Origin of the sequence: Rhizobium leguminosarum, from assembly GCF_019798305.1 — a bacterium.
In the GTDB taxonomy this organism is placed as follows: domain Bacteria; phylum Pseudomonadota; class Alphaproteobacteria; order Rhizobiales; family Rhizobiaceae; genus Rhizobium; species Rhizobium leguminosarum_U.
In genome coordinates, this window is record NZ_JAAXDD010000005.1 from 126,899 (window position 1) to 149,058 (window position 22,160).

A 22,160-nucleotide genomic window follows, 5' to 3' on the forward strand; every position below is an offset into this window, starting at 1 on the left:
ATGCGACGAACACGCTTTTTCAAGGAACCCGCCTATGACGCAGAAAATCGTTCCCGTGATCATGGCCGGCGGCAAAGGCACGCGGCTCTGGCCGCTTTCCCGTGCCACCGCCCCGAAACAGTTCATCCAGTTCGTCGGCGACAAGACGCTGTTTCAGGAAACTCTCGAACGCGTATCCGATCCCGAACTCTATGAAGCCCCCATCGTCGTCACCAATGAGGAATTCCGCTTCCTGGTCGCCGAACAGGCTCGCGAACGCGCCATCCCGCTCGCAGCGGTCCTGCTCGAACCAGTCGCCCGCAACACAGCCGCAGCGGTGGCTGCGGCCGCAACGCTTGGCGCCGATCTCTTCGGCAAGCACACCATCATTCAGATGCTCGCCTCGGATCACGAGATCCTTGCTGACAAGAGCTATTTCGATTGCATCCGCATCGCCCGCGATGCCGCTGCCGACGGCAAGCTCGTAACCTTCGGCATCACCCCGACGGAGGCGGCGACGGGTTACGGCTATATCGAGATCGGCGATGCCCTCGAAAACGGTGCGCACAAGGTCAAGCGCTTTGTCGAAAAGCCGGCACTCGAGAAGGCCGAGCAGATGCTCGCCGACGGTGGCTTCTACTGGAACTCAGGCATATTCATGTTCCCGGTGACGGAACTCATCGCCGAGCTGCAGGAATATGCGCCCGATGTACTGAAGGCGGCCAGCAAGGCCGTTTCGAAAGCAAGCCGCGACCTCGATTTCACCCGCCTCGACGCCGACCATTTCGCCAAGAGCCCCGATATCTCCATCGACTATGCGATCATGGAAAAGACGTCCAAGGCCGCCATCGTCCCCTCGCCGTTCAAATGGTCGGACATGGGTAGCTGGGATGCCGTCTGGAAATCAGGCGCCCGCGACGACAACGGCAATGTCGCCGCCGCAAACACCACCGTCGTCAATACCCGCAACTCGCTCGTCATGACCCATGGCGTGCATCTTGCCGTCCAGGGCATGGATGATGTCGCTGTCATCGCCAGTGAAGACGCCGTCTATGTCGGACCACTCAAAGACAGCCAGAATGTCGGCCAATTGGTCAAGATGCTGGCCTCTACCTCCGCCACGGCGAAATTCGCCGAAACCCATCCGACATCCTATCGCCCCTGGGGCGGCTATACCTCCATCTTCAACGGCGATCGTTTCCAGGTGAAGCGCATCTTCGTCACGCCGGGCAAGAAGCTATCGCTGCAAAAACACCACCATCGCTCCGAACACTGGGTCGTCGTCAAGGGAACGGCTGAGGTGACGGTCGGCGAGAACGTGCGTATGCTGCGCGAGAACGAGAGCGTCTATATTCCGCTCGGCGAAGTCCACCGCCTCGCCAACCCCGGAAAGATTCTTCTTGAGCTCATCGAGGTTCAGACAGGCTCCTATCTCGGCGAGGACGACATCATCCGTATCGTCGACGAGTTTGGAAGAACGTAAAATCGCAGCCGGAGCGATGGTCGGGCCTTTTCCGGCGCGACCATCTCGCTGTTGAATTTCCTCTTGGGGTTCTCGTAGAATGGATGTACCGACAGACATGACCGGAGATACCCCCTGATGCGTGCCCTGACCGTCCTTGCTGGATTTCTTTCAATCATGGTGCCGGGAATGGCGTTTGCCGAAACGGCAAGCATGAGAGCGGCAAGCGAGTCGGAAATTCGCCAGCACCTGCCCGGCACGTCCGAGCTGAAAGAAGGCAAGAACGGCTACGAATATCGCGACGGCAACAAGAATGGCTACAAAATAAACAATGGCCAGGTGTGCGTCCTGTTCCCCAGCAAGAAGACCGACTGCGTCAACGTGAAGACCGACGGCAAGACCTTTCAGATGATCGACAAAAAGGGCGGCCGAACCAGATTCTGATTTTGACCCCCGGCAAGTTGTCTTTGCCCGGGCAAGCTTGCCTTTGCCTGGGGCAAGCTTATCTTGCCCGGGCAAGCTTGTCTTGCCCCAGGCAAAATTATTTTGCCGGTGACGTTTCGCCATCCCTGTCCAGAACGAAGTCAGCGATCAGGCCTGAATGGTTCGAGCCGAGATTGTCATCGAGACGTTTCAGCGATGTCAGATGAAGCGGCGCGCGCGCAAATATGTGATCGATGGCGATCCCGAGCGAGCCGGCGGCGACCGGCCATGTTGCTGGTTCCGGCACGATGGTTTTCAACTTATGTTCGCGTAGGAAACCCTGGATACTCGGGGCGATCACCGAGGAGTTGAAATCACCTGACAGCACCAGCGGGCCGTCGATCGAACCAAGCGCTTTGGTAAGATCTTCCAATTCAGCCATCTGGAAATCGTCGAAGTATGGTTTGGTCAGGTGCGCCGAAACCAGATTGATGGTCTCGCCGCCGAAGTCGACGCTTGCTATCACAAGCCTGTTTTTTCGAAGACTGCCCATGCTTTCGACCTGCCGGTTGACGAACGGGCGTTTGGAGAGCACCAACGTATCGCAGGCATCCTTTCCGGTGTCACAACCAATATGATAGGGATAGGCCTTGAACAATTGCTGCAGGTGAAACGTCAGGGGTTTGGCTTCGAGCAGATTGACGACGTCGGCATTCGACGCGATCACCATGTTGGTGATCTCAGTCGAGTTTTTCCAGTTGTCGATCGCGATGTTGAACGACATCAGACGGAAAAGCGGCGGCATGTCGGTGCTTCTGTCGCCCTCCGCGAATTCGCGCAGCATGATGATGCCGTGAGCGATGAGGAGAAGCGAGGCAAGCAGAAGGATAAAGCCGTAGATCTGTCTTTTGATAGCCAGAATGATGAGACTGGCGGCGACGAACACGACGCCGAGGTGAGCCTGAAAGCTGTAGACGAAGGACAGAAGCCAGAAGTTCGTGACATAGCGTAACGATACGATCGCGATGACAACGGTCAGAAACGCGCAGAGAATCCAATAAATTATATCTCGCATCGATCCTGACCTGCTTGCAGACGACCGCCCGGCCATAACATGCGATCAGTTATGGTGCAATGCAGCATAACAGTCGGGAGCCGGCACCCGGCAAAACAGCGGCGGATAGCCCGACGGCAGCACAGACGGTGCTGTGGCCTTCTCTTTCAAAGACCTATCGACTCGGCCTCTTCTTATCTTGTAAGTGGGGTCACTTGATACGGAATCGGCTCTTTGCCGTCGGCAGGGAGCCGAGAAAAGGTGGGAATGCGCTACTTCATTACAGGGACTGCCGGCTTTATCGGTTTTCATCTGGCCAGGCGCCTGCTGCAGGAAGGGCACGACGTCACAGGCTTCGACGGCCTGACTCCCTATTACAACGTCAAGCTCAAGGAAATGCGCCATGCGGCGCTCTCTCAGTTTCCCACCTTCAAACCCGTCATCGCTATGCTTGAAGACCGCCCAGCGCTGGAAGCGGCCGTTCTGGAGGCCAAGCCCGACATTTTAATCCACCTCGCCGCACAGGCTGGCGTCCGCTACAGCCTGGAAAATCCCGAGGCCTATCTTCGTTCGAACGTCGAAGGCTCGTGGAACATCCTAGAAATCGCACGGCACGTCGAGATCCGCCACCTTATGCTGGCTTCCACCTCGTCGATCTATGGCGCCAATCCGACCGTGCCCTTTCACGAGACCGATCGTGCCGACGAGCCGTTGACCATCTATGCCGCGACGAAGAAATCAATGGAACTGATGGCGCACAGTTATGCCCATCTTCACAAGATTCCGACCACGGCTTTTCGCTTCTTTACGGTTTATGGCCCATGGGGACGGCCTGATATGGCGCTGTTCAAATTCACCAAGAACATGCTCGAGGGCCAGCCGATCGAGATTTACGGCGAAGGCAATATGAGCCGTGACTTCACCTATATCGATGATCTTATTGAAGCGATCGTCAGACTATCCGCGGTCGTCCCGTCCGAGGAAAATCGCCTCGAAAACACGGCTGTCGAAACGCTTTCGCGCCAGGCGCCCTTCCGCGTCGTCAATATTGGCGGGGGCCAGCCGGTTAGCCTGATGGATTTCGTCGAAACGGTGGAGAAAGCGCTCGGCCGTCCTGCCATCCGCAAGATGCTGGCAATGCAGAAGGGTGACGTGCCGCGCACCTTCGCAGCCCCCGACCTGCTCGTCGCGCTGACGGGATACAAGCCGGATACGACATTGGATATCGGCGTCAAGACCTTCGTCGACTGGTATCTCGACGTGCGCGGCGAACTCGACGCTTAGAACAGGATGTCGTCCGAAAACCGCTCACGCTTTTCGGCACCATGCTCTAGGCAGTCGCAGAGGATGCGACAGGCCGAACGGTTCCCAGCCGGCCCAATGTTTCAGCGAAGACCCGAGTTTCAGCGGAGAAACGTGACGGCGTCGACGGCAGCGACCGCCGTCGCAAACACATAACCGACGACAACGGTCAGGCTCTGCGAATAGGTCTTGAGGCGGTAGCCCTCGCCTTCGACCGTAGCAGGGCTGCGCAGAACGAAGGGAACGCCCGGGCGCACGAAACCGGCGCGAGTCGTCAGCGGAACCTCGCTCGAATGGCCGATGGCGGAAGTGTACATCAGGTCGCGGGCAAGGCTGGCGGGGCCGATGGCGAAAGCCGGCCCGGCAGCGGCAGTGATGGTCAGGCTCAAGGCGATGGCGGCAAGAGTTCTGTGCATGTCGAAGTCCCCGTTTGCGGATCGGCGGGCTTTCATTTTGCCCGGCTCCAAACGATCGACGCGTCTGTCCACGCTTCGGTCGCTTTCATGAGACCACCCTACACATCAGTATTTTCAGGGCTTTTAAGCAGATCGGTCAAATTTTACGAAATTTGATTTTCCGGTCGCACCGGTTCGGAATCCACGGGAAAAACGCGGAAATGCCGATGGCCTCGACGCTGCATCGCAGTCTACAGGACGCGATCCAGCTTCTTGTTGATGTGCAGGTTCGGCATCAATCCCGCACTTTGCGCAGCATGATAGGATTCTCGCGCCGCATCGAACGAGATCGACCACATGATGGCGCTGAGTAGCAGAGCGATTATATAAATCTGAATACGCATCGAACTGGCGATACGGAAAGAGCAAGGCAGTTTTGTGTCAAAACATAGTCACAGGGATCACGAAAAAGTGGCGCGTTGTTTGTTTCGCAGCCAGCTGGCGCCAGACATATTAGTGTCGTGAAAATTAGTGATATTGCACTGCTACCTGTTAGCAGCCGACCCCGAGGCTTGGTTCCTCTTCCCACCCCGAAAACCCTGAGAGGTCCGTACCGCACGGGCCTCTTTGCTTTCTTTCCGAACGTTTTTCGAGACCAGTGTGATCGCCTGATCCGAATTGACGTTGGACCGCTGAACGGCATATCTCGATCCCCAATCAGACCACCCGTCCCACCCGCGCAATATCATCTTCTTGCCTTGGCATCAGCAAAGGCATCGGTCGATAACATCTGCTCTCAAAATATATCAATCGATTGACTTACTTATCCACTAATGTTATAAAATTGCCATGATCCGAGAAGCTAACAACCAGCCACCAGCCTCCGCCCGTGCCGAGATCGCGCGCCAGAAGATGCTGTCCGCTGCCCTCGACGTCTTCGGCCGCTATGGCTTCGATGGCGCCTCGACGCGCCAGCTCGCGGATGCGGCCGGCGTCAACCTGCAGGCGATCCCCTATTATTTCGGCAGCAAAGAAGGTCTCTACATCGCCACCGCCGAATATCTGATGATGCGGATCAATACGCATGTCGGTGACATGAGGGCGCGCGTCGGTGCGCATCTGCTGGCGCTCGACGCTGCGGGCAAACCGCTTGATGAAGCGGACGCCCGCCATTTCTTGATCGAGATCTTGCAGACCATGGTGACGCTGTTCGTCGGCGGGGAATCCGAATCCTGGGCGCGCTTCCTGATCCGCGAGCAGATGGAGCCGACCGAAGCCTTCACACGGGTCTATCAGGGCCTCATGCGGCCGATGATCGAGATGGGCCGGCGGCTGATCGGCGCCATCCTTCACGAGGATCCCGCCTCGGAACATGTGCGCCTGCGCACCTTCACCCTTCTCGGCAGCATCCTCGTCTTCCGCGTCGCCCACGCGGCCGTGCTCGCCCAGATGGAGTGGGACGGTGTCGGCCCGGAACAGGTGGATACGGTGCGCGGCCTTGCCGCAGAGTTGGTCGATTCCATCGGCTCGCCGAAAGGAAGTGCAGCATGAAACGCATTCTTCCCCTCGCCATCCTTCTTCTCGTTGCGGCAGGTGCCGCCGGCTGGTGGTACGGCCTGCCCCAAAAGCTCGGCTGGTTGCCTGAGGCCAGCCGCGAGTTCGTCCTTTACGGCAATATCGATATCCGCCAGGTCTCGCTCGGCTTCCGCGTCAGTGGCCGCCTCTCCGAACTCCTTGCCGACGAAGGTGACGTCATCAAGAGCGGAACGGTCATGGCGAAGCTCGACGCAGCCCCCTATGACTTCGCGGTCCGCTCCGGCGAGGCCAATGTCGCAGCCCTCCGGGCGACACTCGACAAGCTGAAGGCAGGTCCGCGGCCGACCGAGATCGCCCAGGCACGCGCCGCCTATGACGAAAGTGTCGCCGATCTCCGCAATGCCAACCTCGCCTATGACCGCGCCCGCCAGTTGCGCCCGCAGGGCACGATTTCCGAGGCGAGCCTTGATCAGGCGACCGCTGCAAGGGCCATGGCCGCCGCACGCTCCGATTCCGCCAACGAGGCGCTGAAACTGCTGCTGGAAGGCTCCCGTGTCGAGGATATCGCCGCTGCCGACGCCCAATTGAAGGCGGCACAGGCAACACTCGCTTCCGCCCGCACTTCGCTCGATGACACCGAACTGCGCGCGCCGAACGACGGCGTCATCCTCTCCCGAGTCCGGGAAAATGGCGCGATTGTTTCCCCCGCCGACACCGTCTTCGTGTTGTCGCTGACAGAACCCGTCTGGGTTCGCACCTATGTCGCCGAATCCGATCTCGGCCGCATCCATCCCGGCATGAAGGTTTCGGTCACCTCCGATACGGCGTCCAACAAACCCTATGAAGGCACGATCGGCTTCATCTCGCCGGTTGCCGAATTCACCCCGAAATCGGTGGAGACGCCGGAGCTCAGGACCGACCTCGTCTATCGCCTGCGGATTGTCATCGATAAGCCCGGCCCGGATCTGCGCCAGGGCATGCCAGTCACCATGCGTTTTCCTACGCCGACGGCGGACGGACGATGACCGCCGCCGAGACCGGCCGGGGCGACAAGCCACTTGTCCGGATCGACGGCGTCACCAAGCGCTTCGGTGATGCGCCGGCCGCCCTTGACGCCGTCTCCGGCGTCATCGGTGGCGGCGCAATCACCGGTCTCGTCGGCCCTGACGGCGCCGGCAAGACGACGCTGATCCGCCTGATGACCGGCCTGATGCTGCCCGACACGGGAGCTATGGAGGTTCTCGGCTTCGATACCCGGAAGAATGCCGCCGGCATCCAGGCGGCGATCGGCTACATGCCGCAGCGCTTCGGTCTCTATGAGGACCTTTCGGTACAGGAAAACCTCGACCTTTACGCCGATCTGCGTGGCCTGCCGAAGAGCGAACGTGCGAGCGCCTTCGACGAACTGCTCACCTTTACCGATCTCAAGCGTTTCACCGGCAGGCTCGCTGGAAAGCTTTCCGGCGGCATGAAGCAAAAGCTCGGTCTTGCCTGCGCGCTTCTGAAGAAGCCGCGCCTGCTGCTGCTCGACGAGCCGGGCGTCGGCGTCGATCCAATCTCGCGGCGCGATCTCTGGAAGATGGTTGAGAACCTGACGAAGGAAGGCATCGGCGTCCTTTGGTCGACCGCCTATCTCGACGAGGCCGAAGCCTGCGATCATGTGCTGCTCTTGAACCAGGGCAAGCTGCTCTTTTCGGGGAAACCGGCTGACATGACCGGCCGCGTCAGCGACCGGGTTTTCCGCGTCTCGGGCTTGACAGGGCGCCGCCGGCAGGTGCTCGCCGGACTTCTGCAGGCTGATGGCGTCATCGACGGCGTGATCCAGGGTGAGGCGATCCGCCTCGTCGCCGCCAAGGACAAGAAACCGGATATAGGCTCGGCCGGTGATGGCGCGACACTCACCCCTGTCCCGCCACGCTTCGAAGATGCCTTTATCGACATGCTGGGTGGTGGTCCTGGCGGCCGCTCGAGACTGGCCGAGGCGCAAGAGCCGACGAAAGGCGAGGATGACCGGCCGGTGATCGAAGCCAAGGCGCTGACCAAGCGCTTCGGCGATTTCACCGCTGCCGACAATATCAGCTTCGATATCCGCCGCGGCGAGATCTTCGGCCTGCTCGGCCCAAACGGCGCCGGCAAATCCACCACCTTCAAGATGCTCTGCGGCTTGCTGAAGCCGACCAGCGGCGAAGGCCGCGTCGCCGGTTTCGACCTTCGCCGCGATGCCGCCGAGGCCCGCAACCAGCTCGGCTACATGGCGCAAAAATTCTCGCTCTATGGCGATCTGACTGTCATGCAGAATCTCGAATTCTTCTCTGGCGTCTATGGCCTTCGCGGGCCCCACAGGCGCGAACGCATCGAGCTGATGGCCAGCATCTTCGATTTCGGCCGCCATATCAGCCAGCCGGCCAAGGACCTGCCGCTTGGCCTGAAGCAGCGTCTGGCGCTCGCCTGCGCCGTCATGCACGAGCCGCGCGCCCTCTTCCTCGACGAACCGACCTCCGGCGTCGATCCGATCACCCGGCGCGAATTCTGGACGCATATCAATGCGCTGGTCGAAAAGGGCGTCACCGTGCTCGTCACCACCCATTTCATGGACGAGGCCGAATATTGCGACCGCATCTCGCTGATCTATCGCGGCCGCTCGATCGCGCTCGGCTCGCCCGATGAATTGAAGGCCCGCGTCGCGACCAAGGAACTGCCCGACCCGACAATGGAGGATGCCTTCATCGCCCTGGTACAGCAATCCGAGAAGGAGGATGCAGCATGAGCACCTCTTCCGGCCGGATGCGGCGTCTCTTGGCCCTCGTGCGCAAGGAAAGTCTTCAGGCGATCCGCGATCCGAGCAGCATCCTCATCGCCTTCGTGCTGCCGCTGATCCTGCTCTTTCTCTTCGGCTACGGCGTCTCGCTCGATACCACCCGCACCCGCATCGGCCTCGTGACCGAGGAGATGACGCCGCTGACACAGGATCTGTCGGCGAGTTTCCAGGCCTCGCGCTATTTCGAGGTCGCCGTCAGCCGCGACCGGCGCCTGTTCGAGGACGATCTTGTGCTCGGCAAGGTACGCGGCATTGTCGTCATTCCCGCCGATTTCACCACGCGCTACACCGCCGGCAACCGTCCCGATGTTCAGGTGATCGTCGACGGCTCGGATCCGAACACGGCGAATTTCGTACAGAATTATGCGCAGGGCACCATTGCCAACTGGGAGCGGCAGAGGCAAGCGGACGTCGCCTCCCATAGTCCTGCCATCTCGGTCGAGCAGCGCTTCTGGTTCAATCCTGAACTGACCAGCCGCAACTTCCTTGTGCCGGGCTCGATCGCCATCGTCATGACGCTGGTCGGCACGCTTCTGACCTCGCTCGTCGTCGCCCGCGAATGGGAGCGGGGCACGATGGAGGCGATGATGGCAACGCCGGTAACAGCGGTCGAGCTGCTCGCAGGCAAGATCCTGCCTTATTTTCTGCTCGGCCTTACCTCGATGACGCTCTGCGTGCTGCTTGCGGTCTTTCTCTTCGGCGTGCCGTTCCGTGGCTCCGTCGCTGCCCTCTATGCCCTATCGGCCGCCTTCCTGATCCCGGCGCTCGGCCAGGGCCTGTTGATCTCGACGGTCACCAAGAACCAGTTCCTCGCCTCGCAGTTGGCGCTGATTTCGGCCTTTCTGCCGGCATTCCTGCTGTCAGGCTTTCTCTTCGAGATCAATTCCATGCCGACCGTGATCCAGTGGATCACCTTCATCGTGCCGGCGCGCTACCTGATCCCCAGCCTGCAGACGGTGTTCCTCGCCGGCGACATCTGGCCGATGTTTCTGCAGGCGATCGGCGTGATGCTGACGATGGGTGCCATCATGTTCGTGCTAGCAGCCCGCAGCACCAGAAAGAGGATCGGCTGAGATGTGGACAAGGCTTTACGCCCTGATCGTCAAGGAGCTGCTCGCCGTCCTGCGTGATCCCAAGGGCCGCGCCATCCTGATCGGCCCGCCGATCGTCCAGCTTCTCGTCTTCTCCTATGCCGCGACGCTCGAAGTGCGGAATGTCGATGTGATGATCCTCAACCGCGACAGCGGTCACTGGGGCCAGGAACTGATCGAGCGCATCGATGGCTCGCCGACTTTCCGGAAAATCGAGATTGCGGAAAGTCAGGCGGAGGTCCGGGTGGCGATCGACAATCAGACGGCCATTGCCGCCGTTGAGATCGGCCCAGACTTTTCCCGCAATATCGAGGCCGGGACGCCGGCCGACCTGCAAATGGTGCTTGATGGCCGTCGCTCCAACGCCTCGCAGATTGTCGCGGGCTATCTCTCGCAAATCGGCGCAGCCCTTGCCGCCGAGACACCGGCCGGCAAACGTGCCGGCGCCGACATCGTCTCGACAGTGCCGCGCAATTGGTTCAACCCGAACCTCACCTATCAATGGTTCATGGTGCCGAACCTGATCGCCAGCATCGCGCTGCTGATCGGCCTGATCGTCACGGCGCTGTCGATTGCTCGCGAGCGCGAGCTCGGCACCTTCGATCAGCTGATGGTCTCGCCGCTGCGTATGCACGAGATTCTGATCGGCAAGTTGATTCCACCTATGATGATCGGCCTCTTCCATATCACCGTCTATGTCCTGGCCGCCATCTTCCTCTTCGAGGTGCCGCTGCGCGGCTCGCTCTTTTTGCTATACGGCAGCGCGATCTTCTATCTCGGTTCAGTCGCCGGCCTCGGCCTCTTCATCTCGGCGCTGTCGATGACGCAACAGCAGGCGATCCTCGGCGCCTTCCTGTTCATGGTTCCGGCCATGCTGCTCTCCGGCTTTGCGACGCCGATCGAGAACATGCCAGGGTGGTTGCAGCCGGTGACCCTGATCAATCCGCTGCGCTATTTCCTGGTGATCGTCAAAGGCGTCTTCCTCAAGGATATCCCCTTGAGCGAGGTGGTGAACCAGACAATCCCACTGGCGCTGATCGCCACTGTTACGCTCAGCGCCGCCGCCTGGCTTTTCCGCCGGCGGCTGGAATAACGCATCCCCACCCAGGCTTTAGCGGCCTCACATAATGTGAACCGGCCGTCCAAAGCGTGACACTCTCCTGCCGGAACCTCGGATTAGCGCGGTCGTTACCCCAGTGCAATCCCCAGAAAAGGAGAAGCAAAATGTACAAGATTCTCGTTGTTTCCAGCGCCCTTGCGCTGTCGTCATTTGCAACCAATGCGCTCGCTGATGGAGCCGTGACCGGTGCAGCCGGTGGCGCCATCACCGGCGCAATCGTCGGCGGCCCCGTGGGTGCTGCCGTTGGCGGCGTGGCCGGCGGTGTCGCCGGCGCAGTGATCGATCCGCCGCCGCGCGAGGTCGTCACCTATGTCCAGCAGCAGCCAGCCCCGACCGCCTCCGTGGTGGTCCAGGAACCGATCGTCGTCGGCAAGCCGCTTCCGGCAGACGTCGTCGTGACGCCGGTGCCTGACAATCCGAGATATGCCTATACGGTCATCAACAATCAACGCGTGATTGTCGAACCCCGCACCCACCGTGTGGTGCAGGTCATCGAATAATCAGGCAACCGAAGCCGCCTGTTGCGGCTCGGCAACTTCCGGCTCCGCTTCGGCGGGGCCTTTTTTCGTGCGCTCGCGCCACATGCCGATCAGCGAGAACAGAACGACAAAGTGCTGTGGCAGCTCGAACCCCTGCGGCAGCGCCTCTATTGGAATTCGGTCGCCGTAGAGCTTGCCCTGTCTGAGCGATAGAATATGCATGGTGGAAAGCATGAGCCGATCCTCCATCGATTGACGGGATCAGCGTCGCCGAAACGTCCGCTTTGGGTCTTTAAGAGACCGATTAAAGGCTACTAAAACTTCCAAGAGCTTTCAGCACGCCCGCATTCCGGCCCGCGCCAGTCCTTCCAGAACGGGCACAAAGCGCCGCGGGTCCTTGGCCGGTTGACCGGCTTGAAATTTCTCGAGCGTCACACCGGGTGCGATCGCCTCAAGCGCATGAAGGTACTGCGCGCCTCGGCCATGTTGCCGAGATGCGCATGTGCTGCGATCAGCATCCAGTAGGTCGGGTCGAAATGGGCATTGAGCGCCAGCGAGCGAGCGCCGAAAGAGACCGCCGCCCCGTAATTGCCGCGGAAGATCTCGGCCATCGCGATGCCCGTCAGCGAAAAACGCGCGTCCGGATCTCGCGGCCCCAGCCTCAAGGCGCGGTGCAGACGCTCGAGCGCGTCATCGATATCGCCGCAGTGCAGGGCCGCGATGCCGGAGCATGCCGCGACACGAAGATCATTAGGATTGGCGGCAGCGGCAGCCTCCAACACGGCCATGCCGCCTTCGTAATCCTTGCCCGTCTGCAGCAGCGCCACACCGCAATGGACCATCACCCGGGGATCGCCGGCCGAATGCTGGAGGCCCCGGCGTGCAAGCCTGAGGCATTCCGCCTTGTCGTCTTCTCCGAGCGGCGGCCAGCCCATGGATAAGCCACCGTCGGATGAACGGCAGCTTATCCAGCGGACAGGATCAGACCTTCAGCTCGCGCCGTTCGCGCTCGGTCACCATCGCAAGGTCGAGCACCTTCTGCAGGTTGGCGGCGTGGCGGAAGTTCGGGTCCGGCTGGATGCCGCTTGCCACGGCCTCGGCAAAACGCTCGTAGTTGGTCGCCACCGGTTCAACCTCGATCTTCGTCCAGGTCGCGGTTTCGACATCCTCGCCGAGGCAGCCATGCAGCTCGGAACCGCTGGGACGATGAATGACCTCAAGGCTGCCCCTCTCGCCATAAACACGCAGCTTCAACTCGTTCAGATGCCCTGTCGCCCAGCGGCTGGCATGGATGACGCCGAGCGCGCCGTTGGCGAAATCGACAGACATGGTGAAGCTGTCATTGGCATCGAGCAGATACTCGCCGATCTGGCCGCCCGGCGCCTTGTTGAAGGTCTTCAGCCGGGCAAAGACGTGATCGATGTCGGTCGCCGCGCCATAGGCGGCGAAATCGAGAATATGGATGCCGACGTCGCCGAGCACGCCGTTCGAACCATGGCCGGTGGAAAGCCGCCACAACCAGGTCGATTCCGTGCGCCAGTCGCCCCAGGCGCGCGACACCAGCCAGCTCTGGAGATAAGAGGCTTCCACATGTCTGATCGTGCCGAGCTCGCCGGCGAGCACCATCTCACGGGCGCGCTGCAACGGCGCGACGTTGCGATAGGTGAGGTTGACCATGTTGATGACGCCGGCCTTTTCGGCCGCCTCCGTCATCTCCAGCGCCTTCGCATAGTTCTCCGCCAGCGGCTTTTCGCAGAAAACGTGCTTGCCCGCAGCAATCAGCGCCATCGTCGTCGGGTGATGGATGCGGTCGGGCGTGACATTTGTCGCCGCATCGAATTCACCCCAGGCGATCGCCTCCTCCAGCGAAAGAAACCGCTTTTCGATGTTGAACTTGTCGGCGAAGGCCGAAAGCCGTTCGGGATCGGTGTCGACGGCGCCGACCACCGTCACGCCGTCGATGAGGGGGAAGCGGGCGAGCTGGTTTTTCGCCATCACCCCCGTGCCAAGAACGAGTAGTCGCATGGATGCTCCTCAGCGGTAACCGGCTTCGCCGGCCTGGTGCAGTCTCGGGCCGCGTTCGACGATCGGCTCCAGTGCTTTTTCTACCGGCACATTTGGAGCGTCGGTAATGCCAGTCAACGCCCCCTCAGGGTTATAGGCCCACTTCACGCCGTTGATCAGCACCTTCTGCACATTGACGTCGTGATAGGTCGGATAGGTCTCGTGGCCGGGGCGGAAATAGAAGATGTTGCCGGCGCCACGGCGCCAGGTCAGGCCCGAGCGGAACACTTCCCCGCCCTGGAACCAGGAGATGAACACCGTTTCAAGCGGTTCCGGCACCGAGAACTGCTCGCCGTACATTTCCTCGTTCTCGAGTTCGAAATGCTCGCCGATGCCTGCGGCGATCGGATGGCGCTGGTTGATTGTCCACAGACGCTCGCGCTCGCCCGCCTCGCGCCATTTCAGCGCGCAGGGCGTGCCCATCAGCCGCTTGAAGATCTTGGAGAAATGGCCGGAATGTAGCACGAGCAGGCCCATGCCTTCCCAGACGCGCTTGGCAACCCGCTCGACGACGACGTCGGAGACCGCGCCGTGATCCTTGTGGCCCCACCAGGTCAAGACGTCGGTCTCGGCAAGACGGGCTTCGCTGAGGCCATGTTCCGGCTCCTGCAGCGTCGCTGTCGTCGCCGAAATACTGGGATCGGTGTTCAGCGCGTTGGCGATCGTCGTGTGCATGCCTTCGGGATAGATCCCCCGGACGACGCCATTGGTATTCTCGTGGATATTCTCTCCCCAGACGACGGTGCGAATGGCCATGATGTGCTCCTGTAGAACCTGGAAATATCGATAGGCGGGAAGGCAGGATTCAAAGCGCTTTGGAAAACGGCGCTGGCTGCGCCTCGTCTCCTCCACGTTCAAAGAACACATAGACCGTTGTCAGTATTTTGACAAAGGGGAAAATTTGCCGGCCGGAGACGGAGAATCCGCCTGCCAACATTACAGCAATATCAATGCGAAACGGATTTCGAGAATAGATTGACGACCACAACGCCTGTTATGATCAGCCCGAGCCCGACGATTGCCGGCAGTTCGAGGCGCTGCTTGAAGAGGACCAGGCCAACCGAGGAAATCAGCACGATTCCCAAAGCGCTCCAAATCGCGTAGGCGATACCGACCGGAATGCTTTTCAAGGTCAGCGACAGGCAATAGAAGGCAGCCGCGTAACAGGCGACGACGAGTACCGTCGGCCCGATGCGGGTGAATTGCTGCGACAGCTGCAGCGCGGTCGTACCGATGACTTCGAGCACGATGGCTGCAAACAGCAGCCCGTAGACGGCGGCCTGGCTCATGGCGAATTCCTTTTCGAATTACTTGCCGGTCAGTTCGACAAGGCGATCGATGAGATCCCGCCTCAGAGCGCCGTTGATATCATGGCTTTCCAACGTATCTGCGAACCAAAGTCCGTCGGCGGCGAAACGCACGACGTGTGCGTCGAGGGAGGAGTCGGTGCCGATATATTCCTCCGCCCGCGCCAGCACCCATTGGCGCCAGCGAAGACGCAGCCGGGGTTCGGCAAGAAGCGCGATCGTCACCTGCGTCCAATTCCGGGATTCGTCGGGACGTTCCTTGAGACCGGATACGGCCCTGAGATAGGCGCGGGTGAAGCGGCCCTGCGGCAGCGGATCGCCGCGCATCAGTTCTTCGATATCGGCGTCGAACTTTTCGAGCAGGCTCTCGAACAGGGCGTCGAGCAGCGCATTCTTCGTCGGGAAGTGATGCAGCAGCCCACCCTTGCTGACGCTGGACGCAGCGGAAACCGCATCGAGCGTGACGGCGGCCATGCCCTCGCTGGCAGCAAGGCGCGCTGCGACCTCCAGCAACTGCTGGCGCACGAGGACGGGCTGCTTCTTGCGATGATGAGCGTTCGACATGAAAGTAAAAGATACCGTCTGGACGGTTTTGTCAAGGAGAATCGGCCGCAACCCCTACGTTGCCAGCATTATGCGCGAAATGCCGCGGCACCTTGATGACAGTTGCGATCATTTTCCGCCCGGTGCATGAAGGGCCTGGGGATTAGGATGGCACGGGATGGTTTCGTGACGGAGAAGGTCATCACACTCTATGAGGCGATCGGCGGCGATCCTGTCGTACGGGCGCTGACGCACCGCTTCTACGAGCTGATGGACAGGCTGCCGGAGGCGAGAAACGTGCGCGCCTTGCATCCGCCGAGCCTTACCGGCAGTGAAGAGAAATTCTACGAATATATGAGCGGTTATCTCGGCGGCCCGCCGCTCTATACCGATAAGCGCGGTCATCCGCGCCTGCGCAGCCGCCATTTCGTCGCCGAGATCGGTCCTGTCGAGCGCGACGAATGGCTGCTCTGCTTCCGCCGCGCCCTGGACGAGACGATCGCAAGCCAAGCGCTGCGCGATCTCATCTGGGCGCCGGTCGAACGGCTCGCCTACCATATGCAGAACAAGGCCCCTGACAACAAGGAACAACCATGAGCTTGAACGCGCGTCTGGAACCGGTGCTCTATCTCTTTGCCGGCCTGTTGGGCGTAGCCGGCGTGGCGCTTGCCGCCCTTGCTGCCCATGGCGGCGGCGAGGCCAATCTTGCGGCATCCGCATCTGCCATGTGCCTTGCCCACGCCCCTGCCCTGCTGGCATTGGCTCTCGGCAACGCCAGGTTCAGAACCGCCTGGCTGGCCGGTTTCCTGATGATTGTCGGAACGCTGCTTTTTGCGGGCGATCTCGTCACCCTGCGCTTCACCGGCTCCGGCCTCTTCCCCTATGCCGCGCCGATCGGCGGCTGGGCGATGATGCTTGGCTGGCTGGCCGTTGCGGCAGGCGCTGTCTTCCGCGTCAGGACTTAAGAGAGCTTTTACTGACCGCTCAAGCCCTCTCCTCCCTCATTCCTTTGCCTGTCACAGGAATCCAGTGAGCTCAAGTCCTTGGGCGCAAAAGACTCTTCTCCCGCGGTATGGTTCATTCACGGCGCAGATGCGCCGTGGCTGGATTCCTGTGACGGGCACAGGAATGAGGGTGTGCGTGGGGCTAGGGCGAATACAAAATCAAGATTTCAACCAAGAGCTAAGTCATGCCGCATCAACCGCAATTAAATCCCGTCGACCACGTTGAAGCCTTCAAAAACAGGCGGCCCCTTGTAAATTGCCTTGTGATCGCCGGCATTGCGGTGTGCTGTGCGAAAGCTCTCGGACTTCGTCCAGTTCTGAAAATCAGCTTCGCTTTTCCAGACCGTGTGCGAAGAATAGAGCGTATAGCCCTCCTCTTCGTTGATCTTGCCGCGCAGCAGGCAGAATTCGACGAAACCGGGCACCTCGGGCAAGCTGGAATCACGATTGCGCCAGACCGTCTCGAAATCGCCTTCGCTCCCGGTTGCAACCTTGAAGCGGTTCATTGCGATATACATGAAATCTCCCTACACCTTCCTCTTGCCCGCCCTTGCAGAACGAAAGGGAAAGGCGAGAACATTATCGCCGTTTGCCGCCGCCGGGCCAAGCGGTCTTGTTGTCGCTTCCCCAGGCATGCGCGCTTCCCAGGTCGGGAACAGCGTCACATTCTGGTAGATCTGCTGGCGTTCGGCATGCTGCTGGAAAAGTTCGTAGAGTTCGGGCACGAGGCCCTCGCCTGTCTGCGCGGCGAGCTTGTGCAGGCCGATCATGGTGAAGCCGTCAGGGCGCTGGTCGTTCATCGGGAATTGTCTCGTTCGTTCATCGTTTGCAGCGCACGCTCCAGGCTGGACTTGCTGCCGTTGCGAAGCGGGATGAAGGCCTTGCCGAACTTCTTGCAGCCGGTCTTCACGCGCAGGCAGGCATCGTGGCTGATACAGTCGATCGGGCAGAACACGCAGTCGACCGAGGGAAGGACGGTATCGATGCGGGAAACCGCCTCGCGCAGCCCGCCGTCGTGATGAATAAGCTCGGCACCGAAATTGCTGCAGATCTGGCGAAGATGTGCCACCTGGCAGTCGCGGCCGCCGACATAGAGGAAACTGCGGCCATCCAGTTTGGATCGTCCGGAGGATGCCTGACCGGCGTCCTCGCCCGCGCTCTCGCGGACCTCCCGGTTCGAACCCTTCTTGCCCTTGCGAGCCATATGCCACCCATTCGCTCGTTGATCGTCACACGATTCCTGCGTGTGCGAGCGGACCTTATTAAACTTGATTAGAGTAAAGTATAAAGTTGATTATTTTTATCATATTTTATCGAGGCGTGACCTGCACTGGAAAACTGTACGACCGCGAGGATCCGACCCAGTCATCCGGCATAGCGGGAAGATTACAGGAAGCGATCCGGGACATAACGGCACCGTCCACCTCGGCCAAGCCCGAACCTCGGACAAGGCCCGATGCAGTGATATCTCCGCTGTGGTTAATCGTGATGCGAACATTCAAGGATGCAGAATCGCGACGATATCGCGATTCAATCCGGTCAACGCAACGAAACAGTTGCGAGACGATCTTGCCCTTGTAATTGGCTTCGGATGCGCCGCCCGATCCACTCCTTCCGCCCAACGTTCGTGAATTATTATCGGTGTTGGCGTCTGCCTGCCCGTCCGCGGCGCCCCTGCGTGACTCCTGTTTGCCCTCTCCCTCTGAACGCTGTGACTTCTTTGGAGGTTGCTTTAGTTCGACCGGCTTCTTTTCCGCGGGCTTTTCCAGCTTCGGTTTTGGTTGTGGCGTGGCGATCTCTGCCGGCGGTTCCGGCTCGGGAGAAATCGCGGCCGTCTCGACAGGCTTGATCTCTTCCGGCTCGGATTGCGTCGCGGTTGCGGCGAGTGGTTCGGCGGATGTTATCGGCATCTCCGGGGATTGCTCCGGCACTACTGTCGACATTGGCTGCGCAACTGACGTTTCCGCAGGGGTTTCCGATACGAGCACCTCTGGTTCCGCAGTCGTCATCGTCTCCGCTGACTGGCGCGTCACCTCCTGCATGGGCTGAACGGCCTCGACCGGCTCTGCATCAGTCGGCTGGACAGTTTCCGGTTGGACGGCGTCCGGCTGCATCTCCGTTGTTTCCATTGGCTTGACCGTGTCGGGTTCGACAGCTTCCGGAACAATTTCTTGCTGTATGGTCACCTCGGTCTCGCCGGCAGCGCTCTGATCGGCGTCAGCGCTGCCCAGCATGACGACGCTGATCGCTTCGCCTGCCTCCATCAGTGTCTCCTCCGGCGCCCTGGGGAAGGCAATGAGCAATACAGCGGCCAGCGTCGCGTGGAAAATCAGCGAACTAACGCAGGCAAGCGCCACCCGTCGCCGCACCGGTGCCTTCTCACCCTCCTGCTTTTCCACCGCCGCATCCATCGGCGGCGCAGGAACGGAGGCTACCGGCTCGGCTTCCGGATGATCGGGAAAGGAGGGTATCTGCGCGAAACGCGCATAGTGGACGACCGCCTCGCCGGCCGGCTGCCGCTGCACGTTGCGCAGGTCGGAAAGCTCGTGGCCGGGATGCATGTTGTTGTCGTTCAGACCGCCGTCAGCGTCCGGCTCCCCGATGAGCACCTGTCTCGATCTGGTCTTCGCTGAAATTGCCATTTGTATGCCTCGGACAGCCTGAAACATGTCCGCCGGGGTTCATCCCCGGCGTATTCTCAAAGCAATTCCAGGAAAAGTGTGAAGCGGTTTTCCGTGCGGAATTGCGCAAAAACAAATGGCTAGAGCGGTTCAGCGCTTCCGTGAAAAGCTGAACCGCTCTAGCCCTCGAAGGGAACCGAAATCTGAGAGCGGGTGACGAGACCCTTCATGCATTCGCCCACCGCCGGGCCGTCGCAGACCGGCGTGTCGTTGATGATGATGCGCGTGACCGTCTCGCACTTCACATTCGGCATATCGAACTGGCGCACACGCTTCTTGCCCTGCGGCAGATCGCGGAAATCGAGCACGGTGATGCGGTCGACAGCATTCCTGTCATTGAAGAAAGCGAGCTCGAAGGAGATCTTGTTGATCGGCGCCTGAAGATTGTTCTCGGCGACGAAGGTCATCATGCAGCCCTTTTGCGATGGCGCCAAAGCGTTGAGTTCGACGTCCAGCTTGGCGGTTGCCACATTCTGCGCCTGGCATACGCTTGAAACTGCCATCACCATGCTGGCTGCAACAGCCGCAAACCTCACTGTCATCATCTTCTCCGCCATTGTCGCGAACCGCCGCCAGGCGGCCTCATATCAGCAATCTCGAAAACTTGACTGTATTAGTCTCCTATTGCGTCTTTAAAAAACTATGAGTAAGAAAGTCAAGATAATTGTCATCACCACCGGGGACCCCGATCACCGGTCCCACGGAATTGCCAACCGAAATGATGGTTGAAAAGCCAGATAACTTTAAACACGTGCCGCTGCAGAGCCAGCCTGCGGCGCAGCACCGGATCGTCGAAAGCGCTGATCTTTTCCGCGGCACGAACGAGATCATGATTCAACACGACGGCTTGGTCTATCGTCTGAAGATCACCCGTCAGGGCAAGCTCATTCTCAATAAGTAGGGTAGGACATGACCGAACAGACAAGACCGGCGCCAGCCGAAATCCGTGCGTTTCGCGCCGAAAATCCGAAGATGCGCGAGCGCGATATCGCCGCCCAGCTAAAGATTTCCGAGGCAGCCCTCGTCGCCGCCGAGACCGGCATCAGCGTCACACGCATCGACGGCAGCGCGCTGAAGTTTCTCGAACGTGTAGCCCGCCTCGGCGAAGTGATGGCGTTGTCGCGCAACGAAAGTGCCGTTCACGAGAAGATCGGCGTCTACGAAAACATCAAGAGCGGCGCGCAGGCCGCGATCGTTCTCGGCGAGAATATCGATCTGCGCATCTTCCCGAGCCGCTGGGAGCATGGTTTCGCCGTATCCAAGAAGGATGGCGATCAGGAGCGCCTCAGCCTGCAATATTTCGGCAAGGCCGGCAACGCCATGCATAAGGTGCACCTGCGCCCGAGCTCGAATGTCGAGGCCTATCACGCGATCGTCGCCGAGCTGAAGCTGGAAGACCAGTCGCAGGAATTTGCCGAGGCTGAGACCTCCAACGCCGCCGATGAGACCGCCGACGTCAGCCGCGACGAACTGCGCGATAACTGGAGCAAGCTCACCGATACGCATCAGTTCTTCGGCATGCTGAAGCGCTTGAAGATCGGCCGCCAGGCGGCCGTGCGCACCGTCGGCGACGACTATGCCTGGAAGCTCGACAAGAGCGCCACGGCAGACATGATGCATGCCTCGGTGAAGTCCGGACTGCCGATCATGTGCTTTGTCGCCAATGACGGCATCGTCCAGATCCATTCCGGCCCGATCTTCAACGTGCAGGCGATGGGTCCGTGGATCAATATCATGGACCCGAGCTTTCACCTGCATCTACGGCTGGATCACATTGCCGAGACCTGGGCCGTGCGCAAGCCGACCACGGATGGCCACGTCACCTCGCTGGAAGCTTACAATGCCGAAGGCGAGATGATCATCCAGTTCTTCGGCAAGCGGCAGGAAGGTTCCGACGAACGCGCCGAATGGCGCGAGATCATGGAAAACCTGCCGCGGGCAGCAAGCGTGGCCGCATAAGGATCGCAACGATGACGATGCGTAGCAATCTGCGCCGGATCCGTGCGTGGGAACTGGCGCTGACGACGGCCGCCATGGCGCTGCCGCTGATCCCGATGGCGCCGACGGTCGAAGGCTTCGCCTTCGTCCGCGCCGCCCATGCTGACGAAAGGAAGCTCGACACCTCGCGCCTGGTTTCGGTCGGCGGCGACATCACCGAGATCGTCTATGCGCTCGGTGAAGAAAGCCGGCTGATCGCCCGCGATACCACGAGCATGTATCCGGAGGCGGCATTGAAGCTGCCCAACGTCGGCTACATGCGCGCGCTCTCGCCGGAAGGCATCCTCGCCATGAACCCGACGGCGATCATCGCCGTCGAAGGTTCAGGCCCGCAGGAGGCGCTGACCGTCCTGAAGAATGCCAGCGTACCCTTCGAGACCGTGCCGAGCGCCTTTACCCGCGATGGCATCATCGCCAAGATCGACCGTGTCGGCACGCTGCTTGGCGTGCCTGACAAGGCGAAGGCGCTTGAAGAAAAGGTCGCAGCCGATCTCGACGCGGCAATCACCGATGCCGAAAAGCGCCCGGAGGCCGAGCGCAAGCGCGTTCTCTTCATCCTCAGCGCCCAGAACGGCCGGATCATGGCATCGGGCACCGGCACGGCTGCCGATGGCATCGTCAAGCTCGCCGGCGCCATCAACGCCGTCGGCGCATTCCCGGGCTACAAACCGCTGACGGACGAGGCGATCATCGAAGCCAAGCCCGACATCATCCTGATGATGAACCGCGGCGATGGCGCCGGCACCAAGAACGAAGACCTGCTGGCTCAGCCGGCGATCGCGCTGACGCCGGCAGGCGAGAAGAAAGCGATCATCCGAATGGATGGCGTCTACCTGCTCGGCTTCGGCCCGCGCGCTGCAGCCGCCGCACGTGAGCTCAACACGGCGATCTACGGAGGCTGATC

Annotated in this window: 26 protein-coding genes and 1 pseudogene; 14 read left to right on the forward strand and 13 right to left on the reverse strand. The window is 60.4% G+C overall.

Going from position 1 to position 22,160, the window contains the following annotated elements; all coding sequences use genetic code 11:
* Positions 1 to 34 precede the first annotated feature (34 nt).
* Positions 35 to 1,462: a mannose-1-phosphate guanylyltransferase/mannose-6-phosphate isomerase gene (locus tag HFO99_RS10695; protein WP_222361077.1), complete on the forward strand. Its 1,428-nt coding sequence runs from the start codon at positions 35 to 37 to the stop codon at positions 1,460 to 1,462.
* A 117-nt stretch (positions 1,463 to 1,579) separates the two neighbouring features.
* Complete coding sequence (locus HFO99_RS10700; RefSeq protein ID WP_222252243.1) at positions 1,580 to 1,885, forward strand: hypothetical protein; 306 nt, start codon at positions 1,580 to 1,582, stop codon at positions 1,883 to 1,885.
* Between the two features lie 97 nt (positions 1,886 to 1,982).
* Here HFO99_RS10700 and HFO99_RS10705 read toward each other — a convergent pair whose 3' ends face one another.
* A complete protein-coding gene (locus tag HFO99_RS10705) occupies positions 1,983 to 2,939 on the reverse strand; it encodes an endonuclease/exonuclease/phosphatase family protein (RefSeq protein WP_222361079.1) in 957 nt (318 codons plus the stop codon).
* A gap of 246 nt (positions 2,940 to 3,185) precedes the next feature.
* Here HFO99_RS10705 and HFO99_RS10710 point away from each other — a divergent pair, with 246 nt between their 5' ends.
* On the forward strand, positions 3,186 to 4,202 hold the full coding sequence (locus HFO99_RS10710; RefSeq protein WP_222331227.1) for an NAD-dependent epimerase: 1,017 nt from the start codon (positions 3,186 to 3,188) through the stop codon (positions 4,200 to 4,202).
* 119 nt (positions 4,203 to 4,321) lie between these two features.
* Here the strand turns inward: HFO99_RS10710 and HFO99_RS10715 are convergent, their stop codons facing one another.
* Positions 4,322 to 4,636, reverse strand: a complete 315-nt coding sequence (locus HFO99_RS10715; RefSeq protein ID WP_026154313.1) for a hypothetical protein — start codon at positions 4,634 to 4,636, stop codon at positions 4,322 to 4,324.
* Between the two features lie 828 nt (positions 4,637 to 5,464).
* Here HFO99_RS10715 and HFO99_RS10720 point away from each other — a divergent pair.
* From HFO99_RS10720 to HFO99_RS10745, 6 genes are all read left to right on the forward strand, one after another.
* A complete protein-coding gene (locus HFO99_RS10720; protein ID WP_222361082.1) occupies positions 5,465 to 6,166 on the forward strand; it encodes a CerR family C-terminal domain-containing protein in 702 nt (233 codons plus the stop codon).
* Positions 6,163 to 7,176 carry a secretion protein HlyD gene (gene hlyD, locus HFO99_RS10725; protein WP_222361084.1) on the forward strand — a complete coding sequence of 338 codons (1,014 nt, stop codon included), beginning with the start codon at positions 6,163 to 6,165 and terminating at the stop codon, positions 7,174 to 7,176. Before HFO99_RS10720 ends, hlyD begins: the two co-directional genes overlap by 4 nt.
* A complete protein-coding gene (locus HFO99_RS10730) occupies positions 7,173 to 8,918 on the forward strand; it encodes an ATP-binding cassette domain-containing protein (RefSeq protein ID WP_222361086.1) in 1,746 nt (581 codons plus the stop codon). Before hlyD ends, HFO99_RS10730 begins: the two co-directional genes overlap by 4 nt.
* Positions 8,915 to 10,042: an ABC transporter permease gene (locus HFO99_RS10735; protein WP_222361088.1), complete on the forward strand. Its 1,128-nt coding sequence runs from the start codon at positions 8,915 to 8,917 to the stop codon at positions 10,040 to 10,042. The genes HFO99_RS10730 and HFO99_RS10735 overlap by 4 nt, the downstream gene beginning before the upstream one ends.
* 1 nt (position 10,043) lies before the next feature.
* Entirely contained in the window at positions 10,044 to 11,153 is a 1,110-nt protein-coding gene (locus HFO99_RS10740; protein ID WP_222361090.1) for an ABC transporter permease, read from the forward strand.
* Between the two features lie 131 nt (positions 11,154 to 11,284).
* A complete protein-coding gene (locus HFO99_RS10745) occupies positions 11,285 to 11,680 on the forward strand; it encodes a DUF1236 domain-containing protein (protein WP_222361092.1) in 396 nt (131 codons plus the stop codon).
* Here HFO99_RS10745 and HFO99_RS10750 read toward each other — a convergent pair whose 3' ends face one another.
* From HFO99_RS10750 to HFO99_RS10775, 6 genes and pseudogenes are all read right to left on the reverse strand, one after another.
* Positions 11,681 to 11,893: a hypothetical protein gene (locus HFO99_RS10750; RefSeq protein WP_222361094.1), complete on the reverse strand. Its 213-nt coding sequence runs from the start codon at positions 11,891 to 11,893 to the stop codon at positions 11,681 to 11,683. It lies immediately after the preceding gene.
* 99 nt (positions 11,894 to 11,992) lie between these two features.
* Positions 11,993 to 12,600: pseudogene (locus HFO99_RS10755) on the reverse strand (tetratricopeptide repeat protein); the annotation flags it as partial.
* A gap of 40 nt (positions 12,601 to 12,640) precedes the next feature.
* Positions 12,641 to 13,684 (reverse strand): Gfo/Idh/MocA family protein, encoded by a 1,044-nt coding sequence (locus HFO99_RS10760; RefSeq protein WP_222361096.1) that lies wholly within the window; start codon positions 13,682 to 13,684, stop codon positions 12,641 to 12,643.
* A gap of 9 nt (positions 13,685 to 13,693) precedes the next feature.
* The gene (locus tag HFO99_RS10765; RefSeq protein WP_222361098.1) at positions 13,694 to 14,479 is read right to left on the reverse strand and encodes a ThuA domain-containing protein; all 786 of its coding nucleotides are present in this window, start codon (positions 14,477 to 14,479) and stop codon (positions 13,694 to 13,696) included.
* 191 nt (positions 14,480 to 14,670) lie between these two features.
* Positions 14,671 to 15,012, reverse strand: a complete 342-nt coding sequence (locus HFO99_RS10770; protein WP_222361100.1) for a DMT family transporter — start codon at positions 15,010 to 15,012, stop codon at positions 14,671 to 14,673.
* A gap of 18 nt (positions 15,013 to 15,030) precedes the next feature.
* The gene (locus HFO99_RS10775; RefSeq protein WP_222361103.1) at positions 15,031 to 15,594 is read right to left on the reverse strand and encodes a TetR/AcrR family transcriptional regulator; all 564 of its coding nucleotides are present in this window, start codon (positions 15,592 to 15,594) and stop codon (positions 15,031 to 15,033) included.
* A gap of 165 nt (positions 15,595 to 15,759) precedes the next feature.
* Between HFO99_RS10775 and HFO99_RS10780 the strand changes: the two genes are divergently transcribed.
* Entirely contained in the window at positions 15,760 to 16,170 is a 411-nt protein-coding gene (locus HFO99_RS10780; RefSeq protein WP_222361105.1) for a group II truncated hemoglobin, read from the forward strand.
* Entirely contained in the window at positions 16,167 to 16,538 is a 372-nt protein-coding gene (locus tag HFO99_RS10785) for a DUF423 domain-containing protein (protein ID WP_222361107.1), read from the forward strand. The genes HFO99_RS10780 and HFO99_RS10785 overlap by 4 nt, the downstream gene beginning before the upstream one ends.
* A gap of 242 nt (positions 16,539 to 16,780) precedes the next feature.
* Here HFO99_RS10785 and HFO99_RS10790 read toward each other — a convergent pair whose 3' ends face one another.
* From HFO99_RS10790 to HFO99_RS10810, 5 genes are all read right to left on the reverse strand, one after another.
* Entirely contained in the window at positions 16,781 to 17,095 is a 315-nt protein-coding gene (locus HFO99_RS10790; RefSeq protein WP_222361109.1) for an antibiotic biosynthesis monooxygenase family protein, read from the reverse strand.
* Between the two features lie 9 nt (positions 17,096 to 17,104).
* Entirely contained in the window at positions 17,105 to 17,377 is a 273-nt protein-coding gene (locus HFO99_RS10795) for a hypothetical protein (RefSeq protein ID WP_222361111.1), read from the reverse strand.
* The gene (locus HFO99_RS10800) at positions 17,374 to 17,781 is read right to left on the reverse strand and encodes a DUF2325 domain-containing protein (RefSeq protein WP_222361113.1); all 408 of its coding nucleotides are present in this window, start codon (positions 17,779 to 17,781) and stop codon (positions 17,374 to 17,376) included. The genes HFO99_RS10795 and HFO99_RS10800 overlap by 4 nt, the downstream gene beginning before the upstream one ends.
* Positions 17,782 to 17,887: 106 nt before the next feature.
* A complete protein-coding gene (locus HFO99_RS10805; RefSeq protein WP_222361115.1) occupies positions 17,888 to 19,219 on the reverse strand; it encodes a TonB C-terminal domain-containing protein in 1,332 nt (443 codons plus the stop codon).
* A gap of 158 nt (positions 19,220 to 19,377) precedes the next feature.
* The gene (locus HFO99_RS10810; RefSeq protein ID WP_222361116.1) at positions 19,378 to 19,800 is read right to left on the reverse strand and encodes a hypothetical protein; all 423 of its coding nucleotides are present in this window, start codon (positions 19,798 to 19,800) and stop codon (positions 19,378 to 19,380) included.
* 176 nt (positions 19,801 to 19,976) lie between these two features.
* Between HFO99_RS10810 and hemP the strand changes: the two genes are divergently transcribed.
* Genes hemP through HFO99_RS10825 form a run of 3 tightly spaced genes read left to right on the forward strand, consistent with a single transcriptional unit; the run spans position 19,977 to position 22,158 of the window.
* Positions 19,977 to 20,159 (forward strand): hemin uptake protein HemP, encoded by a 183-nt coding sequence (hemP, locus tag HFO99_RS10815; RefSeq protein WP_222361118.1) that lies wholly within the window; start codon positions 19,977 to 19,979, stop codon positions 20,157 to 20,159.
* A gap of 8 nt (positions 20,160 to 20,167) precedes the next feature.
* Positions 20,168 to 21,217: a hemin-degrading factor gene (locus HFO99_RS10820; RefSeq protein ID WP_222361120.1), complete on the forward strand. Its 1,050-nt coding sequence runs from the start codon at positions 20,168 to 20,170 to the stop codon at positions 21,215 to 21,217.
* Positions 21,218 to 21,228: 11 nt separating this feature from the next.
* Positions 21,229 to 22,158: a hemin ABC transporter substrate-binding protein gene (locus tag HFO99_RS10825; RefSeq protein ID WP_222361122.1), complete on the forward strand. Its 930-nt coding sequence runs from the start codon at positions 21,229 to 21,231 to the stop codon at positions 22,156 to 22,158.
* Positions 22,159 to 22,160 lie beyond the last annotated feature (2 nt).